General features: G+C 72.3%; 16 protein-coding genes. 8 read left to right on the top strand and 8 right to left on the bottom strand.

Going from position 1 to position 16,783, the window contains the following annotated elements; all coding sequences use genetic code 11:
- Positions 1-175: 175 nt before the first annotated feature.
- Both B9W62_RS04705 and B9W62_RS04700 read right to left on the bottom strand, forming a co-directional pair.
- Entirely contained in the window at positions 176-1,186 is a 1,011-nt protein-coding gene (locus tag B9W62_RS04705; RefSeq protein WP_087805458.1) for a LacI family DNA-binding transcriptional regulator, read from the bottom strand.
- Positions 1,187-1,224: 38 nt separating this feature from the next.
- Positions 1,225-2,169 (bottom strand): endonuclease/exonuclease/phosphatase family protein, encoded by a 945-nt coding sequence (locus B9W62_RS04700; protein ID WP_179235347.1) that lies wholly within the window; start codon positions 2,167-2,169, stop codon positions 1,225-1,227.
- A gap of 260 nt (positions 2,170-2,429) precedes the next feature.
- Between B9W62_RS04700 and B9W62_RS04695 the strand changes: the two genes are divergently transcribed.
- From B9W62_RS04695 to B9W62_RS04685, 4 genes are all read left to right on the top strand, one after another.
- Entirely contained in the window at positions 2,430-4,154 is a 1,725-nt protein-coding gene (locus tag B9W62_RS04695) for a carbohydrate-binding module family 20 domain-containing protein (RefSeq protein ID WP_087805456.1), read from the top strand.
- A 181-nt stretch (positions 4,155-4,335) separates the two neighbouring features.
- Positions 4,336-5,451, top strand: coding sequence for a C40 family peptidase (locus B9W62_RS39480; RefSeq protein WP_107424189.1), 1,116 nt, complete (start codon positions 4,336-4,338; stop codon positions 5,449-5,451).
- A gap of 4 nt (positions 5,452-5,455) precedes the next feature.
- Complete coding sequence (locus B9W62_RS04690; protein ID WP_107424188.1) at positions 5,456-6,394, top strand: hypothetical protein; 939 nt, start codon at positions 5,456-5,458, stop codon at positions 6,392-6,394.
- Positions 6,395-6,447: 53 nt separating this feature from the next.
- Complete coding sequence (locus B9W62_RS04685; RefSeq protein ID WP_087805455.1) at positions 6,448-7,041, top strand: GNAT family N-acetyltransferase; 594 nt, start codon at positions 6,448-6,450, stop codon at positions 7,039-7,041.
- Positions 7,042-7,223: 182 nt separating this feature from the next.
- Here the strand turns inward: B9W62_RS04685 and B9W62_RS04680 are convergent, their stop codons facing one another.
- Complete coding sequence (locus tag B9W62_RS04680) at positions 7,224-8,399, bottom strand: Cmx/CmrA family chloramphenicol efflux MFS transporter (RefSeq protein WP_087805453.1); 1,176 nt, start codon at positions 8,397-8,399, stop codon at positions 7,224-7,226.
- A gap of 289 nt (positions 8,400-8,688) precedes the next feature.
- On the opposite strand from B9W62_RS04680, the gene B9W62_RS04675 reads away from it, so the two are divergent.
- Complete coding sequence (locus tag B9W62_RS04675; protein WP_179235346.1) at positions 8,689-9,867, top strand: winged helix DNA-binding domain-containing protein; 1,179 nt, start codon at positions 8,689-8,691, stop codon at positions 9,865-9,867.
- Positions 9,868-9,883: 16 nt separating this feature from the next.
- Here the strand turns inward: B9W62_RS04675 and B9W62_RS04670 are convergent, their stop codons facing one another.
- Both B9W62_RS04670 and B9W62_RS04665 read right to left on the bottom strand, forming a co-directional pair.
- On the bottom strand, positions 9,884-10,327 hold the full coding sequence (locus tag B9W62_RS04670) for a VOC family protein (protein ID WP_087805451.1): 444 nt from the start codon (positions 10,325-10,327) through the stop codon (positions 9,884-9,886).
- Between the two features lie 69 nt (positions 10,328-10,396).
- Entirely contained in the window at positions 10,397-11,629 is a 1,233-nt protein-coding gene (locus B9W62_RS04665; protein ID WP_087805449.1) for a glycoside hydrolase family protein, read from the bottom strand.
- Between the two features lie 256 nt (positions 11,630-11,885).
- On the opposite strand from B9W62_RS04665, the gene B9W62_RS04660 reads away from it, so the two are divergent.
- Both B9W62_RS04660 and B9W62_RS04655 read left to right on the top strand, forming a co-directional pair.
- Positions 11,886-13,571, top strand: coding sequence for a glycosyl hydrolase family 28-related protein (locus B9W62_RS04660; RefSeq protein WP_087805447.1), 1,686 nt, complete (start codon positions 11,886-11,888; stop codon positions 13,569-13,571).
- A 144-nt stretch (positions 13,572-13,715) separates the two neighbouring features.
- Entirely contained in the window at positions 13,716-13,988 is a 273-nt protein-coding gene (locus tag B9W62_RS04655; protein WP_087805445.1) for a DUF4190 domain-containing protein, read from the top strand.
- Positions 13,989-14,085: 97 nt separating this feature from the next.
- Here B9W62_RS04655 and B9W62_RS04650 read toward each other — a convergent pair whose 3' ends face one another.
- Positions 14,086-14,511, bottom strand: a complete 426-nt coding sequence (locus tag B9W62_RS04650; protein WP_087805443.1) for a DUF6003 family protein — start codon at positions 14,509-14,511, stop codon at positions 14,086-14,088.
- A 267-nt stretch (positions 14,512-14,778) separates the two neighbouring features.
- Between B9W62_RS04650 and B9W62_RS04645 the strand changes: the two genes are divergently transcribed.
- Positions 14,779-15,318 (top strand): EF-hand domain-containing protein, encoded by a 540-nt coding sequence (locus tag B9W62_RS04645; protein WP_087805441.1) that lies wholly within the window; start codon positions 14,779-14,781, stop codon positions 15,316-15,318.
- Between the two features lie 25 nt (positions 15,319-15,343).
- On the opposite strand, the gene B9W62_RS04640 is transcribed toward B9W62_RS04645, so the two are convergent.
- Positions 15,344-15,772, bottom strand: a complete 429-nt coding sequence (locus B9W62_RS04640) for a VOC family protein (RefSeq protein WP_087805439.1) — start codon at positions 15,770-15,772, stop codon at positions 15,344-15,346.
- Between the two features lie 100 nt (positions 15,773-15,872).
- Positions 15,873-16,262: an ATP-binding protein gene (locus B9W62_RS04635; protein WP_179235345.1), complete on the bottom strand. Its 390-nt coding sequence runs from the start codon at positions 16,260-16,262 to the stop codon at positions 15,873-15,875.
- Between the last annotated feature and the right edge of the window lie 521 nt (positions 16,263-16,783).

Raw genomic sequence — 16,783 nt, 5'->3', positions numbered from 1 at the left:
CTACAGGGTGAGCAGCGGAAAGTCGGCGCACGGCAGCGCCGGGTGAGGTCGATGAGAATCCGGCAGTCGCCGGGGCATGCCTCGGATCAGCGACTTTCACCGGCTACGTCGCGTAGCCGCAAGTCGCTGTCATTTCCCGCAAGGAACTTGCGGCCGAGGAAGGGTGAGAGTGCCGCTAGCCGGCGGCCGGCTGTGCGGTGGAGCCGCGGACGACGAGTTCCGGTTCGAAGAGCAGCTCGCCGTGGGGGACTTCGGTGCCCTGGATCTGTGCGCAGAGGAGGTCGACGGCGGCGCGTCCCATGGCCTCGATGGGTTGGCGGACGGTGGTGAGGGGTGGTTCGGTGCAGGTCATGAAGGCGGAGTCGTCGTAACCGACGACGGAGACGTCGTGGGGTACTCGGCGTCCGCGGCGGCGGGCGGCGCGGACGGCGCCGAGGGCGAGAGGGTCGCTGGCGCAGATGATGCCGGTGACGCCGCGTTCCAGGAGGCGGTTGGCGGCTGCCTGGCCGCCCTCCAGGGAGAACATGGCCCGCTCGACGAACTCCTCGGGCAGTTCCGCGCCGGCGGCCCGGGCCGCCTCGCGGGCGGCGGCCAGCTTCCGGCGGGAGGGGATGTGGTCGGACGGGCCGAGGACCAGGCCGATCCGCTCGTGGCCCAGCGACGCCAGGTGCCGCCAGGACTGCTCGACGGCGACGGCGTCGTCGCAGGCGATGCACGGGAAGTCCAGGTTCTCGATCGACGCGTTGATCAGCACCACGGGGATGTTGCGTTCGGCGAGGAGCCGGTAGTGGTCGTGCGGGGCGTCCGCCTGCGCGAACAGACCGCCCGCGAACACCACGCCGGAGACCTGCTGCTGAAGCAGCAGTTCGACGTAGTCGGCCTCCGAGACGCCGCCCTTGGTCTGGGTGCACAGCACCGGCGTCAGTCCCTGCTGGGCGAGTGCGCCGCCGATGACCTCGGCGAACGCGGGGAAGATCGGATTCTGAAGCTCGGGCAGGACCAGCCCGACCAGCCGGGCGCGCTCGCCCCGCAGCTGGGTGGGCCGCTCGTAGCCCAGGACGTCCAGCGCGCTCAGCACGGACTGCCGGGTCGCCTCCGAGACCCCGGGCTTGCCGTTGAGCACCCGGCTGACCGTGGCCTCGCTGACCCCAACCTTCTTCGCCACCTGAGCAAGTCGTCGTGTCACGCACGAAAGGCTAACGCAAACACCGCAAGCCGTTTGCTTCAATGCCAGATGACCCGGGCGACGACGGGAAGGTGGTCGCTGCCGGTGGCGGGCAGGGTCCGGATGGCGCCGACGGTCCCGGCGCGGGCCATCACCTGGTCGATCCGGGCGAGCGGGAATCCGGCCGGGAAGCTGAAGGCGACGCCCCGCTCGGCCACGTTCAGCGAGTCGGTCAGGGGGGCCAGTGCCCGGTCGTCGACCGTGCCGTTCAGGTCGCCCAGCAGGACCACCCTGCGCTGCTCCTCCTCGGCGAGGGCGTCCCCCAGCAGACCGGCGCTCTCGTCCCGCCGGGACGCCGTGAGGCCGCCCGCCCCCACCCGGATCGACGGCAGGTGCGCGACATGCACGGCGACGGGACCGCGCGGCGTGTGCGCCACGGCCCGCAGTCCGCGCTCCCACACCTCGTCGATGTCCCGCGGCTTGATGTCGAGGGGACGGGAGCCGCTGAGCGGATACCTCGACCAGAGCCCGACGGTGCCCACGACCGTGCGGTACGGATAGTCCGGGGCGAGAGTCTTCGCGTAGACGTCCAGCGCCGGCGGCACCAGCTCCTCCAGCGCGACCAGATCGGGCTCGGCACGGGCCAGGGCGCGCGCCGTGCCCTCGGGATCGGTGTTCTCGTCGCTGACGTTGTGCTGCACCACGACCAGGTCCCCGGAGCCGGGCTCCGGCGCGGGCAGGAGCAGCCCGCCGAAGAGGTGGGTCCAGGCGGCCACCGGCAGCACCAGGGCCAGCAGCGCGAGCGCCGAGCGGCGCACCAGGGCCAGGGCGAACAGCACCACGACGACCACACCGAGCCACGGCAGGAAGGACTCCAGCAGACTCCCCAGCCCGCCTACGCGGTTGGGTACGCCTGCGTGGAACGACAGCAGGAGCGCGGTGACCACCGCCACCCCGGCAAGCACCCGTCCACGCCCCCGCGTCCAGGCGGCCCAGTCGGTCATCGCGCACCATCTCCTCGTCCTCGACGGAAAATTGCAGAAATCTCATACAGCGACGCGGAGTTGCCCGTGGGCGGCGGTGTCGTGAAGGGATTCGACGGGACGTGTCCAGAGGGTTGACCGTGGTTGAACCCCGCCCTTACGGTCACGACCGCAACCTCTTGCAGTCGTCTTGCTGCAACGCGTTGCAAGCGTGTGCCGACTCCCCGGACACCCCCCGGCACCGCACTCCGGGACACCCGCATCCTCACACGGGAGGCTCCATGCACGGGAAAACCAGCACAGCGCGAAGAGTCACCGCCACGGCGCTCGCCCTCACCGCCGGAGTGGCCGGCAGCCTCCTCGCCGGCGCGGCACCGGCCCAGGCGTCTCCACCCGGAGACAAGGACGTCACCGCGGTGATGTTCGAGTGGAAGTTCACCTCCGTCGCCCGGGCCTGCACCGACACCCTCGGACCGGCCGGCTACGGCTTCGTCCAGGTCTCGCCGCCCCAGGAGCACATCCAGGGCGGGCAGTGGTGGACCTCGTACCAGCCGGTCAGCTACAAGATCGCGGGCCGGCTCGGTGACCGCGCCCAGTTCAAGAGCATGGTCGACACCTGCCACGCGGCCGGTGTGAAGGTCGTCGCCGACTCGGTCGTCAACCACATGTCGGCCGGCAGCGGCACGGGCACCGGTGGCTCCTCGTACACCAAGTACGACTATCCCGGCCTCTACTCGTCCAGCGACCTCGACAACTGCACCTCGCAGATCAACAACTACGGCGACCGCTTCAACGTCCAGGAGTGCGAGCTGGTCGGCCTCGCGGACCTGGACACCGGCGAGGACTACGTACGGGGCAGGATCGCCGGTTACCTCAACGACCTGCTCTCCCTCGGCGTCGACGGCTTCCGCATCGACGCCGCCAAGCACATGGCCGCCGCCGACCTCGCCGACATCAAGTCCCGGCTGAGCAACCCCGACGTGTACTGGAAGCACGAGGCGATCTACGGCGCGGGCGAGGCCGTGTCCCCGACGGAGTACCTCGGCAGCGGCGACGTGCAGGAGTTCCGCTACGCCCGCGACCTCAAGCGGGTCTTCACCAACGAGAACCTCGCGTACCTGAAGAACTTCGGCGAGGCCTGGGGCCACCTGCCCTCGGACAAGGCCGCCGTGTTCGTCACCAACCACGACACCGAGCGCAACGGCGAGACCCTCACCTACAAGGACGGCGCCACCTACACCCTCGCGCACGTCTTCATGCTGGCCTGGCCGTACGGCAGCCCCGACGTCCACTCCGGCTACGAGTTCACCGACCACGACGCGGGCCCGCCGAACGGCGGTCAGGTGAACGCCTGCTACAGCGACGGCTGGAAGTGCCAGCACGCCTGGCGCGAGATCTCCTCCATGGTCGCGTTCCGCAACAGCGCCCGCGGCCAGGCCGTGACCGACTGGTGGGACGACGGCGGCGACCGGATTGCCTTCGGCCGCGGCTCGAAGGCGTACGTCGCCATCAACCACGAGGGCACCGCGCTGACCCGTACGTTCCAGACGTCGCTGCCCGCGGGGGACTACTGCGACGTCCAGTCGGGCAAGGGTGTGACGGTCGACGGGGCAGGCCGGTTCACCGCGACCCTGGGGGCCGGCACGGCCGTTGCCCTGCACGTGGGCGCCCGTTCCTGTGACGGCGGAGGCGATCCCGGCGGCCCCGACCCGGTGTCCTCGGGGGCCTCCTTCGCGGTCAACGCGACTACCAGCTGGGGCCAGAACATCTACGTGACCGGCGACCGGCCCGAACTGGGCAACTGGAACCCGGCCGGCGCCCTCGCACTGGACCCGGCCGCCTACCCGGTGTGGAAGCGCGACGTCGAACTCCCCGAGGGCACGACCTTCGCGTACAAGTACCTCCGCAAGGACGCCGCGGGCACCGTGACCTGGGAGAGCGGCGCCAATCGCACCGCGACGGTGAACACCGCGAAAATCACGCTCGACGACACCTGGCGCAACTGAGCACCGCACGATGAACAGTTGCGTGTGAGCAAGCTGACACGGGCGGGGAGACCGAGGTGGGCCGTTCGGGGGAAGGTAGTGTGTTCAAGGCTCGAACGGCCCACCGCGTGACCCGCGGTGACGACCGCGGCGGCGGCCGTCCGTCTGAGCCGCCCGCACGCGACCTCTGAAAGTGGAGCTCATGAACGTGTCGACCGGCGGCAGACGGTTACTGAGCCGGAGCGCCACAGCAGCCCTCGTCTGCGCGATCCTCCTGTCGCCGGGCCCCGGTTGGGCGGCCCCGGGCGACCCCGGCCCCCAGGACGACAGGTCGATCGAGGACATCCGCGCCGAACTGGACGGCCTCTACCGCGAGGCGGAGGTGGCCACCGAGGCGTACAACGCCGCCAACGAGAAGGCGGCCAAACAGGAGAAGCGCCTGACGACCCTGCGCAAGGACCTGACCCGTGCCGAGAAGCGGGTGAAGGACCTGCGCGACCTCGCCGGTGCGGCCGCCCGCACCCAGTACCGCGGGGGCGATCTCGCCGCCACCGGCATTCAGTTGCTGCTCGGCGACCACCCGGAGCAGGCACTCGACGAGGCGTCCCAGGCCCGCCAGGCCATGCGCGGACTGGTCAACGTCTCCGAGACCCAGAAGACCGCCCGCGAGGAGCTGAGCGAGCAGACCGAGGCCGCCACGAAGGAGCTGCGCGAGCTGAAGAGCAGCCGTGCGGACAAGGCCGCGGCGAAGCAGAAGATCGAGAAGAAGATCGCCACGGCCGAGGGGATCGAGGCGGGCCTCGAAGAGGAACAGACCCGCAGGCTGGCCGCGTTGGAGCGGCAGCGGGCCCGCGAGGCCGAGGCCAGGTGGACGGACTCCGGCGGCTCGTCCGGCGGCTCGTCCGGTGGCCCGGCGGGGAAGGGGAAGGGCGGCGGGGGAGCGCCGGGCGGCGGGACGCAGGCCGGCGGTGCGGCCGGGAAGGCCGTCGGCTTCGCCATGGCGCAGATCGGCAAACCGTACGTGTGGGGCGCCGTGGGCCCGTCCTCGTACGACTGCTCCGGGCTCACCTCCGCGGCCTGGGCGGCGGCCGGGCGCCCCATTCCCCGCACCTCGCAGGCGCAGTGGGGCGGCCTGACCCGCGTCAGCCTGTCCTCGGCCCGTCCCGGGGACCTGATCATCTACTACAGCGACGCCACCCACGTGGGCATGTACATCGGAGGCGGACAGATCGTCCACGCACCCCGGCCCGGCCGCAACATCACGACCGCGCCGGCCGCCTCCATGCCCGTCCTCGGCGTCGTACGTCCCGGAGCCTGAGCGGATGAACCACTCGCTGACCCCCCGCGACAAGGGGAACCTGCCCGTCCTCGGCGCCCCGCCGCTGATCCGCCTCGACGCCTACGTGGCCGAGGACGGGTCGACGGTGGTCAACGGCCACCTGCTGGACATGGGCGGCACCCGGCCGCCCAACGAGGCCATCCTCGACGCCGTCGCCATGTTCGCCCGCACCCTGGGGGCACCGGTCGCGGCCACCGTCATCGACCGCACCGCGCAGCAGGTGGCGCGGCTGCGGGTGCTCCCCGACGGCTCCAGCCGGACCATCGGCGAGGAGGAGGACCTGCCGCCCGGGCGCGAGCGCACCGCCGCCGAGGAGGAGGCGTTCCCGCCGCTCGCCCGCGTCGAGCGGATCATCCAGCACGCGCAGCGCGAGGAACTGCACGCCGCGTTCGTCCTCGCCAGCGCGCTGCGGGAACACCTGACGCTGCGCCGGGGCGCCGAGGACGAACTGTCCCTGGAGGCACGGGCGATCGAGGCGTACCTCGCGTACCTGCGCGGCGACTACATGCTCTCCACCGTCCTCGCGCTGACCGTCGCCCGCATCCGCTGCCGCACCGACCTGAACCGGGCCGCCCCCGACGTCGCCCGCGCCACCGCGGCCTGGCAGCGGCTGTGGGACGAGGGCCAGGTGGCCACCCGCGGACAGGAACTGCTGCGCATGTGGGAGCGGTTGTCCGCGGCGGGCCTGCTCCAGGAGGCGTCCCACCACGCCATGGCCCAGGCCGTGCGGAGCAGGCTCGCCCAAGGCGGCCGTTCCGTACCGCGGGGCTCCGCGCCCGCGGCGGCGGCCCTGACCGCCGGTCCCGGCCCCGGCCAGGTCCCGGCACCCGTCGCCCCCGAGGACAAGCCCCTCAAGCCCACCCGGCGCGGTCTGCGGCGCTTCACCCGCCGGGCCGGCCGGCCCCCGGGGCAGTCCTCCTGAGGGCCCGCCGCGGCCCTCTTCAAGTGGCCGTTCGGGTGGGCCAGGATGCAGGCATGACAGAGGGATCTCTTTCCAGGCTTCCGCGAGAGAACATCGAACTGCCGGACGGTGCCGTGCTGCGACGGCGCTCCCTGGTCTCCGACGACGCGTTCATCCACGCGGTCTCCGCCGACGTCGAGCACCTGGGGGAGTGGCTTCGCTGGGCGCAGCGTCCGCCGACCCGGGAGGAGACCGCGGGTTTCCGCGCCGAACAGGACGCGGACTGGGACGCCGGCCGGTCGTTCGTCTACGTACTGACCCCGGCGGACCGTTTCGACATGGTGCTCGGCGGGGGCGCGATGTTCCCCAACGGTGAGGACGGCGTCCTGGAGATCGGCTACTGGATCTGCTCCCCGGCCACCGGCCGCGGTCTCGCCACCCGGGCCGCGGCGGCGCTGACCGAGGAAGGACTCGCGCTCCCCGGCGTCAAGGCCATGGAGATCCACTGCGATCAGGCCAATGTCCGAAGCGCCGGGATCCCGCCCCGGCTCGGATACCGGCTGCTCCGCGTGGAACCGGACGAGCCGCAGACCGCGGCGGAGGCCGGACGGAGCATGGTCTGGCGCCACGACGGCGCCGGACCACGCCCCCTGCTTCAGGCGCCCTGACTGTTGCTGTCGCCGGTGGTCTCCTTCTTGTCCAGCGGACGGATCTCGATCTTCTGCGCCATGCCGCGTCCTTCCGTTGCAACCGGTGTCACGGTGAGGGTGGTGCGTGGTGCGTGGTGCGTGTCGCGAGGTACGTGATGCTGGATGTGCTCATGCCAGAATTCGGCAGGGTGCCGCACTTGTCAACGGCCCGAATCCGCAGGGAGGTTGCTCACCGCGCGGCGGAAGGGGAGCGCGACGAGCAGCGCGACGGCGACCAGGAACCCGCTCGCCCAGAGCGGGCCGAGGTCGCCGGTCGTGGTGCCGAGGGTGCTCGCGGCGACCAGTGGCCCGACGACGGCGCCCACGTTCAGGGCGGCGGTCGCATACGAGCCGGCCATGGTGGGCGCCCCCGCCGCCTCGTAGAGGACCCGGGCGATCAGCGTGCTGCCCAGCGCGAACGACAGCGCGCCCTGCACGAACACCACGGTCAGAAGTGCGGCCGGCCGGTCGGCCAGCACCGCCAGGGCGGGCCAGCCGGCGAGCAGCAGCGGGCCCCCGACCGCGAGGACGGCGGCGGGGCGCCGGTCGGACAGCCGTCCGGCGACGGTGACGCCCACGAAGGAACCGGCGCCGAAGAGCACCAGGGCGACGGAGACCCACAGTTCGCCCAGCCCGGCGGTGCCGGTCACCACGGGGGCGAGGAAGGTGAAGCCGGCGAACGTCGCCGCGTTCACCAGCGCGCCGAGCAGCATGACGAGGAGCAACCGCGGAGTTCTGAGCTGTGCGAGCTCGACGGACAGGGAGGGCCCGCCAGCCGCCGTCGCCCGCGCCCGGCCCGCCGGGATTCCCGCCAGTACGCCGAGCGCAGCGGGCAGGCAGAGCAGGGCGACGGCCCAGAACGTGGCGCGCCAGCCGAGCAGGGTGCCGAGCAGCGCCCCGCCGGGGACACCGGCGACCGTGGCCACCGTCGTACCGGACAGCAGCACGGCCAGCGCACGTCCTTTGCGGTCGGCCGGGACCAGGGCGGCCGCGGCCGTCAGGGCGACCGCGAGGAACCCGGCGTTCGCCAGCGCGGCCACGACCCGGGTGGCCACCAGGACCGGGAAGCTCGTGGTGAGGGCTCCCACGGCGTGCGCCGCCGCGAAGGCGAGGACGAACGCGAGGAGGCTGGAGCGCCTGGGCCACGTGCGGGCGAGTGCGGCCACGAGGGGGGCGCCGACGACCATGCCGGTCGCGAACGCCGAGGTGAGCGTGCCCGCGGTCCCGACGCCGACGTCGAGGTCCGAGGCGATGTCCGGCAGGAGTCCGGCGAGCATGAATTCCGAGGTGCCCATGGCGCAGACGGCCACGGCAAGCAGGTACAGCGGAAGAGGCATCGAGTGGCTCCGAGGCGAGGAGAGACACGAGAGAGGTCATCTCGTCACCACGGCCGGCCCTCCGGCGCGCACCCGTGCGACCGCGGAACGCGGAACGGCGCGGGGCTGGGAACTCAGGGATGCAGGGGGCCGACGGGGTGACCGAAAGCCCCCACCCTGTCCGACTCGGGACTCGACATGCGTCGTACGGTACCCGACCGCACTGATCCACCACGACCCGCTCCGCCCGTACGCTTTCCCTCTGGCCGGCCCGCGGGTACGGACCCCATGACACGGAGGAGCGACGGGCATGCGGCGTATCGATGCGGCGGAACGACGGGCGCGGCTCGGCGTGCGGCACCGGCTGGCGGTCGCCGCCCGCGCGAAGAACCCGGTCGAGGTGGCCGGTGACCTCGTCGTGCTGCACAGCACCGACCCGTCCTCCGTCTACGTCGCCACCTGGGCACGGACGAACGACGGCTCGGTGCGGGACGTGGAACACGCCCTGTACGAGGACCGCACCCTCATCCGGCTGCTCGGCATGCGCCGCACCGTCTTCGTGACCACCCTCGACACGGCCCCGGTGATGCAGGCCGCCTGCTCGCAGGCCGTGGCCGCGCGCGAACGCCGCAAGCTCCTCGGCTTCCTGGCCGAGTCCGGGGTCGCGGACGACCAGGAGGGGGTGCGCGCCTGGCTGGCCGAGACCGAGGACATCGCCGTGCGCGCGCTCGCCGCACGCGGTGAGGCGACCGCCGCCGAACTCGCCGGTGACGACCCGCGCCTGAGCACGACGGTCACCCTCTCGGCCGGCAAGAGCTACGAGGGCACCCAGAAGGTCGCCAGCAGGCTGCTGCTCCTGCTCGCCGCCGAGGGACGCGTGGTACGCGGCCGGCCGCGCGGCTCCTGGACCTCGCACCAGTACCGCTGGGCACCCCTGACCGACTGGTCCCCCGGCGGCCTCGCCGAATGGGACACCCACGAGGCGGAGGAGGAACTGGCCCGGCGCTGGCTGCGTGCCTACGGCCCGGCCACGGCGGACGACCTGCGCTGGTGGACGGGGTGGACGAAGACCCAGGTCAAGCGGGTACTGACGGCACTGGAGCCGGTCGAGGTCGATCTCGGCGGCACGACGGGCCTGCTCCTGGCGGAGACGGAGAAGCCGGAGCCGTGGGCCGCGCTGCTCCCCGCGCTCGACTCCACCCCCATGGGCTGGCACGAGCGCGACTGGTTCCTCGGCGACCACGGTCCGCGCCTCTTCGACCGGGCCGGGAACATCGGCCCCTCGCTGTGGTGGGACGGCCGCATCGTCGGCGGCTGGGCCCAGGACGGCGGTGGCGAGATCGTGTGCCGCTTCCTGGAGGACGTCGGCTCGGACGCCGAGGCGGCGGTCCGCGCGGAGGCGGAGCGCCTCGCCGTGCCCCTCGGCGACGTGCGGCTGACCGCCCGCACGCGCGGCCGCACATGGCTGGAGGACGAACTGGCGGGCTGAGGCCCGGTTTCGGGCCTCAGCCGAGCTCTTCGGCGAGTCCGACGACGATGTTCTCGGGACCCCGCACGTAGCAGAGCCGGTAGACGTCCTCGTACCGCACGATCTCGCCGACGAGTCCGGCGAGGCCGCGGTCCCGCAGCCGGGCGACGACGTCGTCGACGTCGTCGACGGCGAACATGATGCGGCGCAGGCCCAGGGTGTTCGCCGGCGCGTCGTACGGCTCCGGGACGATGGCCCTCGGGCGGTGGAACCTCGCCAGCTCCACGCGGCCCCGACCGCCCGGAACCCGCAGCATCGCCACGTCCTGCCGGACGTCGTCCAGACCGATGACACGCTCCGCCCCGCGCCAGTCCAGGGGCCCCTTGCCCTCCAGTTCCAGACCGAGTTCGACGAAGAACGCGATGACGGACTCGAGGTCCTCGACGACGAGGAGGACGTTGTCCAACCGCTGGATCGCCATGCCGGGCCTCCTTCAGGGGCACGGTCACCGTAGCCCAGGGGTGCGGCCACCGCAGCCGGCGTGGCGCCCTCACACCGTCGACAGGTCGATCGCGCGGTCGACCTCGCGCGGCCGCAGGACCCGCAGGATGCCCTCCAGCAGGTAGTAGTCCGCGTAGGGGAGGGAGATCTCGACCCCGTCCTCGGCGGGCCGGTTGCGGGTGCAGCGGGCGACCACTGCCTGGGCCCGGTCGGAGTCCGTCGTGAGGCAGGTCCGCGCCAGGGCGGTGAGGATGCGCAGTGCCGTGTCGCGATACCCCTGCCGCCCCGTGACGGCGGCGAGGTCGAGCAGGCCGCAGGCCATGATCGCCCCGGCCGAGGCGTCCTTGACGTCGTACGGCTGCTGCGGCGCACGGTAGTCCCACACCGGCACGTGGTCCTCGGTCAGCGCGGCGGTCGCGAAGTCGGCGAGCCTGCGCGCGGTGTGGAGGAAGGCCGGGTCGCCGGTACGGCGGTGGATCGTCGTGAACCCGTACACCCCCCACGCCTGGCCGCGCGACCAGCACGAGGCGGGGCTGTAGCCCTGTACGGTGCCTGGGCCCACCGGGGCTCCGCTGTCAGGGTCGAAGTCGTAGACGTGGGGCGTCGATCCGTCGCCGCGGGGGAAGTACCGCTGGGTGGTCCTGGCGTGCTCCGTCGCCGCGGAGAGGTACTTCTCGTCGCCGGTCTCCCGGCTCGCGAAGGCCAGCAGATCGAGGTTCATCATCGTGTCGATGATCACCCGCCCCGCGTTGTCGGGGCTGGAGAGCCGCCCCCACGCCCGGATGAAGCGGCCGCGCGGGTTGTACCGCTGGAGGAGGGAGTCCGCGGCGCGCAGCGCTCCGTCCCGCCATTCGGCCTCGCCCGTCAGGCGCCACGCGGTGACCCACGAGGGGGAGAAGAGGAACCCGAGGTCGTGGGTGGAGGTGTCGTACTGGCGGGGAGCGAGGCCGCGCGCCGAAGCCAGCGCCAGGGTCCGGAAGGTCTCGTCCTCGCTGTGGAGGTGGGCCATCCAGAGTGTCCCGGGCCAGAACCCGCCCACCCAGTCGCCGTTCTGCGAGTAGGTCCATCGCTCGAACCTCGTTCCGACGGGGTAGCCGGCCACCTCCGGGGCGACGGCACGGACCTTCGCCACGGCGTAGTCGGCCGCGCTCCGCAGGGTGCGGACGACGGCCGACGGCGCGGGCTCCGGGGTGCCGGCGGCCGCCGCGGACCGCGGTGACAGCGCCTGCGCGGCCGCGGCGCCGGTGGCCGTGGCCAGCACTGCTCGACGGGAAACACTCATGAGCGCTCGTCCTCCAACCAGGTGGGTGGACCAGGGAGTTGTCCGAGCGTGACACACGGTCCGGGGCGTGTACACCCGTGAGTGTCGTTCCTGTATGTGAACACGTGGGGGCTTCGGCGGTTGTCCCTTCGGTCTTCCCTGCATGCGATGACCGTGGCATGCTCTCGTCATCCTGCGGGGCACCCTGAGATCTGTTCACGTGTGTGAACAACCGAGGGCAAGTAAGCCGGAGAGAAGTGATCGGAGAGGGGCGGGTATGACTCACCCGACGAGACGGGGACTGCTCGGAGGCGCCGCGCTCGCGGCGGTCGGTGCCATGGCGGGAGCCCCCGCGGCCTCCGCCGCGCCGCGGGCGTCCCTCGGGGTCGTGCCGCCCGGTTGGCGGGAGTTCACCCGGACCCCGTACACCCACCCGCAGATCCCGTTCGTCGGCCGGGCCGGCTGCCGCGGCGGCGCCGCGCGCCTCCCCCGGCGCCCCGTGGTGGCCGATGTGCGCCGGTTCGGTGCGGTCGCGGACGGCACGACGGACTGCGCCCCCGCGATCAACCGGGCCGTCGCCGCGGCCGGACGGGCCGGCGGTGGCACGGTGATCCTTCCCCCCGGCGTCCTGAGGATCGACGGCCTGATCCGGGTCGGCCACTCGAACGTCGTCCTGCGCGGTGCCGGAAGCGGCCGGACGACGCTGCGTGCCACGCGGAGCCTCACCGACCTCATCGGCCCCTACGGATCCCGCTACGGTGGCGACAAGTCCTCCTGGTCCTGGGCGGGAGGCCTGATCTGGCTGGCGCCCGAGGCCCGCTGGGACTCCCTCGTCGGCGCCATCAGGGCGAAGGAGTGGCCGTTCGAGGGCTGGACGGGAAACCGGCGTGAGGAGTGGCGCACGCTCACGACGCTCGCCCCCGCCCGCCGCGGCTCCTGGTCGGTGCGTGCGGCCGACCCCTCCCGGCTCCGGGCCGGCGACCTGGTACTGCTGCGCCTCGGCGACGACGCGGACCACACGCTCCTGGAGCACATGGCCGGGGACGGCGCGGGCGCGAAGTCCTACACCTGGGACGACAAGACGAAACTGACGTCGTACGTGCCCTACGAGTGGCCGGTCCGCGTCACCGGCGTGCGGGGCACCCAGGTGTCCCTGGAGCGCCCCTTGCCGCTCGACCTGCGCCCCGAGTGGGACCCGCGACTCACCACGCACGTGCCCGAGTTGACCGGAGCCGGGGTCGAGGGGCTGACCCTGGAGGCGCCGGAGCTGCCCCAGCGTCCGCACCTGCTGGACCTCGGCTACAACGGCGTCGTCCTCCAGTGCGCCTACGACTGCCACGTCGCCGACGTGACGGTGCGCCACGTGGACAACGGCTTCGGCCTGGTCGCCGCCTCGGCCTGCACCCTGCGCGGCACCAGGGTGACCGGGCGCGGCGCCCACCACCCGTACTTCTGCCGCGAGGGCTCCCACGACAACCTGATCGAGGACTTCACCGTCGAGGAGCGCACCGTGCCCGCCCCGGCCGGCACCCAGCTGCACGGCATCAACGTGGAGGGTCTCTCCTCGTACAACGTCTGGTCGCGCGGCACGATGCGGGCGGGGACCTTCGACAGCCATCGGGGCATGCCGTTCGCGAACGTGCGCACCGACATCACGGTGAACAACACCGGCCGGCACGGCGGCGACGCCGGCGCGGGTCCGCTCTTCGGGGCGCGCTTCACGCACTGGAACATCCGGGTGACGAACGGCCGCGCCGGACTGATGAAGATCGACGGCCTCGCCCCCTGGTCCGCGACCGTCGGCATCAACGAGGTGCGCGAGTTCGACCAGGTCGACACCCCCGACTTCACGGGCGACCTGCACTCCCGTCTGGAGCTGTACGGCACGACCGACGTGGTGCGCCCCCGCAACCTCTACGAGGCCCAGCGCGCGGCGGCCCCCGGGAGGTTTCCCAACGGGTGACCCGTGGGCCGCCCGGACGAGGACGACGGGCAGCCGGAAGCGGGCAGCGGATCCGACGGGCCGTAGGTGTGAATCCGGTCCCAGGGGCAACTCGGAGGTCAGTGAAGGAGAAAGCCACTGATCCACGACAACTCGGGAGAAAGCATGGCGACTTACAGCAGAACGGGAGCCCGTAAGGGCGGCAGGACCAGCGGTCTGGCGATCGCCGGACTGGTCTGCGGCATCGTCGGACTCTTCATCCTGCCCATCGTCCTGGGCCCGCTCGCGATCGTCTTCGGTGCCGTGGCGCTGCGGCAGACCGGGGCCACGATGGCCAAGTGGGCCGTCGGTCTCGGAATTGCCGACATCTTGCTCATGATCGTGATGTTCGCCGTGGCCGCCGGCAACGGCGGCAGCTTCTCCTGGCACATCGGCTGACGCCGCGCGCTTGGCCGTTCACCCCGGTGCCCGTACCCCTTCCCGGAAGCGGTGCGGGCACCGCGGCGCGACCGCGGCTCGATCCGCCGGACCGGCTTCAGCGCTGTGCGAGCGCCTTCACGGCGGCGAGGTCCTCCCCGGTCAGCTCCGCCACGCGGTGCGCCGGCAGGCCGGCCGACAGCGCCCGGACGAGCAGCGCCTCACGCCCTTCCACCCGGGAGCGGTAGGCCTGCAACTCCTCCTCCAGCCGTGCGGCGTCGGCCGGCGCGGCCTGGTGGCGCACCCGGCTCAGCTCTTCGTCGCCGAGGGGGACCGGAAGCCGTTCGGCCCCCTCGGGGATGGCCGAGGTCTCCTCTGGAGGCAGGAGCCGCAGACCCGGCGACGACGCCGTGACGCCCTGCGCGTCCAGCCACGCGCGCACCGCGGGCGTCTCCAGACAGGCGAGGTCGGGCACCGCCGCGAGGGGCACGCCGAGCGTGGCGGACGTGCCGTTCAGCAGGACGAGGTAGGCGTCTTCGGTCATCCTCGACTCCTCGGGAGAGAAGGGCAATGGGGGTCCTGACGGACACTCCTGTACCCGCTGTCGGCGCACTCACCGGCTCACCCGTGCACCGATGGTGTCCAGGACGACGGCACTTCACACAACGGCCGCCTGATTTCCGCCCGTTCGGGTACTCCCGGCCTCTTTCGCCGCCGATGCGGTGGGCCCCGGACCGATAGTGGACGAGCCGCCGGCGACGAGACCGGCGCGCTCCGAGGTCACACATCCCCCGAAAGTCCGAGGTGCACCATGACTCCCACCAGTGAGGCGACGGACCGTGTCCAGCTGGTCTTCTCCCTCTTCGACGCCGACGGCAACGGCTATCTGGAGCAGGCCGATTTCGACCTGATGAGCGACCGCGTCGTGGCGGCCGTACCCGCGGCGGACGACGCGGTGAAGGAGCGGCTCAGCGCCTCCTTCGGCGGCTACTGGAGCACGCTCCTGCGCGAGTTGGACGCCAACGGCGACGGACGGATCAGCCCCGAGGAGTTCACCTCCGTCGTCCTCAACCCGCAGCGTTTCGACGCCGCGGTGGACGAGTTCGCCGAGGCGCTGGCCGCGATGGGGGACCCGGAGGGTGACGGCCGTGTCGCACGGCCCGAGTTCGTGGCGCTGATGCTCGCCATCGGTTTCGAACGGCGCAACATCGAAACGCTGTTCGACGCCTTCGGCCCGGACGAGGGCGACCGCATCCGGGTGGCCACCTGGGCGGACGGCATCCGGGACTACTACCGGCCCGAGAAGTCCGGCATCCCCGGCGACCACCTGACCGCAGGTGTCTCCGGGTAGCGGAGGGCCGCGTCCCGGCCGTGCCTCAGTCGAGGCAGAACTCGTTGCCCTCGATGTCCAGCATCGGGATGCACGCGTCGTTGCCGTCGTACAGCGTCCGCACGTGCACCGCTCCGAGCGGCGTCAGCCGCGCACACTCGGCCTCGAGTGCGGCCAGCCGCTCCTCGCCCACGAGTCCGGTGGCCACGCGTACATCGAGGTGCACCCGGTTCTTGGCGGCCTTCCCCTCGGGGACGCGCTGGAAGTACAGGCGGGGACCCGCACCGGTGGGGTCCTCGCAGGCGAACCACGCGTCGCGCCGCTCGGGCGGCTGCGCACTCCTGTAGTCGTCCCAGGTGCCGAAGCCCTCCGGCGGCGGCGGTACGACGTACCCCAGCACCTCGCACCAGAAGCGGGCGAGGCGCTCGGGTTCCGCGCAGTCGAAGGTGACCTGGAACTTCTTGATCGCCGGCATCGGCGCACCTTACCAAGGGAGCCGACGGGTCGCTGCCGCAGATGCGTGTGCCAGACCGCGCGGCCTGGGCAAGACCCGAACGACACCCCCTGGGTCTGACCTAGGTCCGACGGCCGCCGGACCCGGACCCGGATCCGGCGGGCGGATGGAAGCAGGCGACAACGGTCTTGCCGTAGGGGCAGGGGTGCGCTTCCCAGCTGTCCGCGAGGGCGTCGACCAGGAGCATGCCCCGCCCGCCGAGGCGTTCGGCGCTCGGCGGGCGCGGGGTCGGCAGCCGGCTCGACGCGTCGTGGACCGCGACGTGCAGGCAACGCGTGTCCCACGTCAACACCAGCTGGGCGTTGCTGTGGGCGTGGACATGGGCGTTGGTGACCAGTTCCGAAACGGTCAGGAGCACCGCGTCGACCGTCTGCGGAGCGGTCTCCGTCCAGCCGAGCGCTCTCAGACGCTCGCGGGACCAGTCCCTCGCGGCCTTCACGTCGCCGCTCATCGGAAGGGACCGCGCCCAACCCACCGCCCTGACCGATGATTCGTCCACCCGCGCGCACCTTCCGTGATTTCGGTCCGAGTCCTGCTCCCGTCACGTGTACCCCCTGGCGAGGTGTCGACGCGAGGCACCGGGGCCGGAGGAGGGCATGGACGCTCCCGAACAGGGCAGACGGAGCCTCGTCGGCGCGAGCCGGGCGGCGCGGGGCGAGGTCGTAGGGGCTCGGCCGGCCGCCAACTGCTGCGACTCCGCCTCCCTGGGCGCCGCCCCCAACGGCAGCGAGGGCAGCGAGTCGGCCCTCGCCGACCTCATCGGCACCGACGCCGCCGCCCTCGCCTGGCCGACGACGTCCACGCCCTGTGCGACGGCATGCTCAGCGAGTGCTGAGGCAAGGAGGGAGAGGGATGACGAGTGTCCAGGGGGTGCCCGCGGCCGCGATCGACGGCGCCGGCACGGAACAGCACGCCCCGGCCACGGACGGACGTGCCGTGGTCACGGAGGAACGTGCCGCTGCCACGGACGGA

It is taken from the genome of Streptomyces sp. CS113 (genome assembly GCF_002188365.1).
Lineage (GTDB): Bacteria > Actinomycetota > Actinomycetes > Streptomycetales > Streptomycetaceae > Streptomyces > Streptomyces tendae.
This window is presented reverse-complemented; position numbering and strand designations above follow the sequence as displayed.

Excerpts from the sequence above, each read along its gene's own strand:
- B9W62_RS04700 (WP_179235347.1), bottom strand. The coding sequence starts at position 2,169 with ATGACCGACTGGGCCGCCTGGACGCGGGGGCGTGGACGGGTGCTTGCC.
- B9W62_RS04695 (WP_087805456.1), top strand. The coding sequence starts at position 2,430 with ATGCACGGGAAAACCAGCACAGCGCGAAGAGTCACCGCCACGGCGCTC.
- B9W62_RS39480 (WP_107424189.1), top strand. The coding sequence starts at position 4,336 with ATGAACGTGTCGACCGGCGGCAGACGGTTACTGAGCCGGAGCGCCACA.
- B9W62_RS04690 (WP_107424188.1), top strand. The coding sequence starts at position 5,456 with ATGAACCACTCGCTGACCCCCCGCGACAAGGGGAACCTGCCCGTCCTC.
- B9W62_RS04685 (WP_087805455.1), top strand. The coding sequence starts at position 6,448 with ATGACAGAGGGATCTCTTTCCAGGCTTCCGCGAGAGAACATCGAACTG.
- B9W62_RS04680 (WP_087805453.1), bottom strand. The coding sequence starts at position 8,399 with ATGCCTCTTCCGCTGTACCTGCTTGCCGTGGCCGTCTGCGCCATGGGC.
- B9W62_RS04675 (WP_179235346.1), top strand. The coding sequence starts at position 8,689 with ATGCGGCGTATCGATGCGGCGGAACGACGGGCGCGGCTCGGCGTGCGG.
- B9W62_RS04670 (WP_087805451.1), bottom strand. The coding sequence starts at position 10,327 with ATGGCGATCCAGCGGTTGGACAACGTCCTCCTCGTCGTCGAGGACCTC.
- B9W62_RS04665 (WP_087805449.1), bottom strand. The coding sequence starts at position 11,629 with ATGAGTGTTTCCCGTCGAGCAGTGCTGGCCACGGCCACCGGCGCCGCG.
- B9W62_RS04660 (WP_087805447.1), top strand. The coding sequence starts at position 11,886 with ATGACTCACCCGACGAGACGGGGACTGCTCGGAGGCGCCGCGCTCGCG.
- B9W62_RS04655 (WP_087805445.1), top strand. The coding sequence starts at position 13,716 with ATGGCGACTTACAGCAGAACGGGAGCCCGTAAGGGCGGCAGGACCAGC.
- B9W62_RS04650 (WP_087805443.1), bottom strand. The coding sequence starts at position 14,511 with ATGACCGAAGACGCCTACCTCGTCCTGCTGAACGGCACGTCCGCCACG.
- B9W62_RS04645 (WP_087805441.1), top strand. The coding sequence starts at position 14,779 with ATGACTCCCACCAGTGAGGCGACGGACCGTGTCCAGCTGGTCTTCTCC.
- B9W62_RS04640 (WP_087805439.1), bottom strand. The coding sequence starts at position 15,772 with ATGCCGGCGATCAAGAAGTTCCAGGTCACCTTCGACTGCGCGGAACCC.
- B9W62_RS04635 (WP_179235345.1), bottom strand. The coding sequence starts at position 16,262 with ATGAGCGGCGACGTGAAGGCCGCGAGGGACTGGTCCCGCGAGCGTCTG.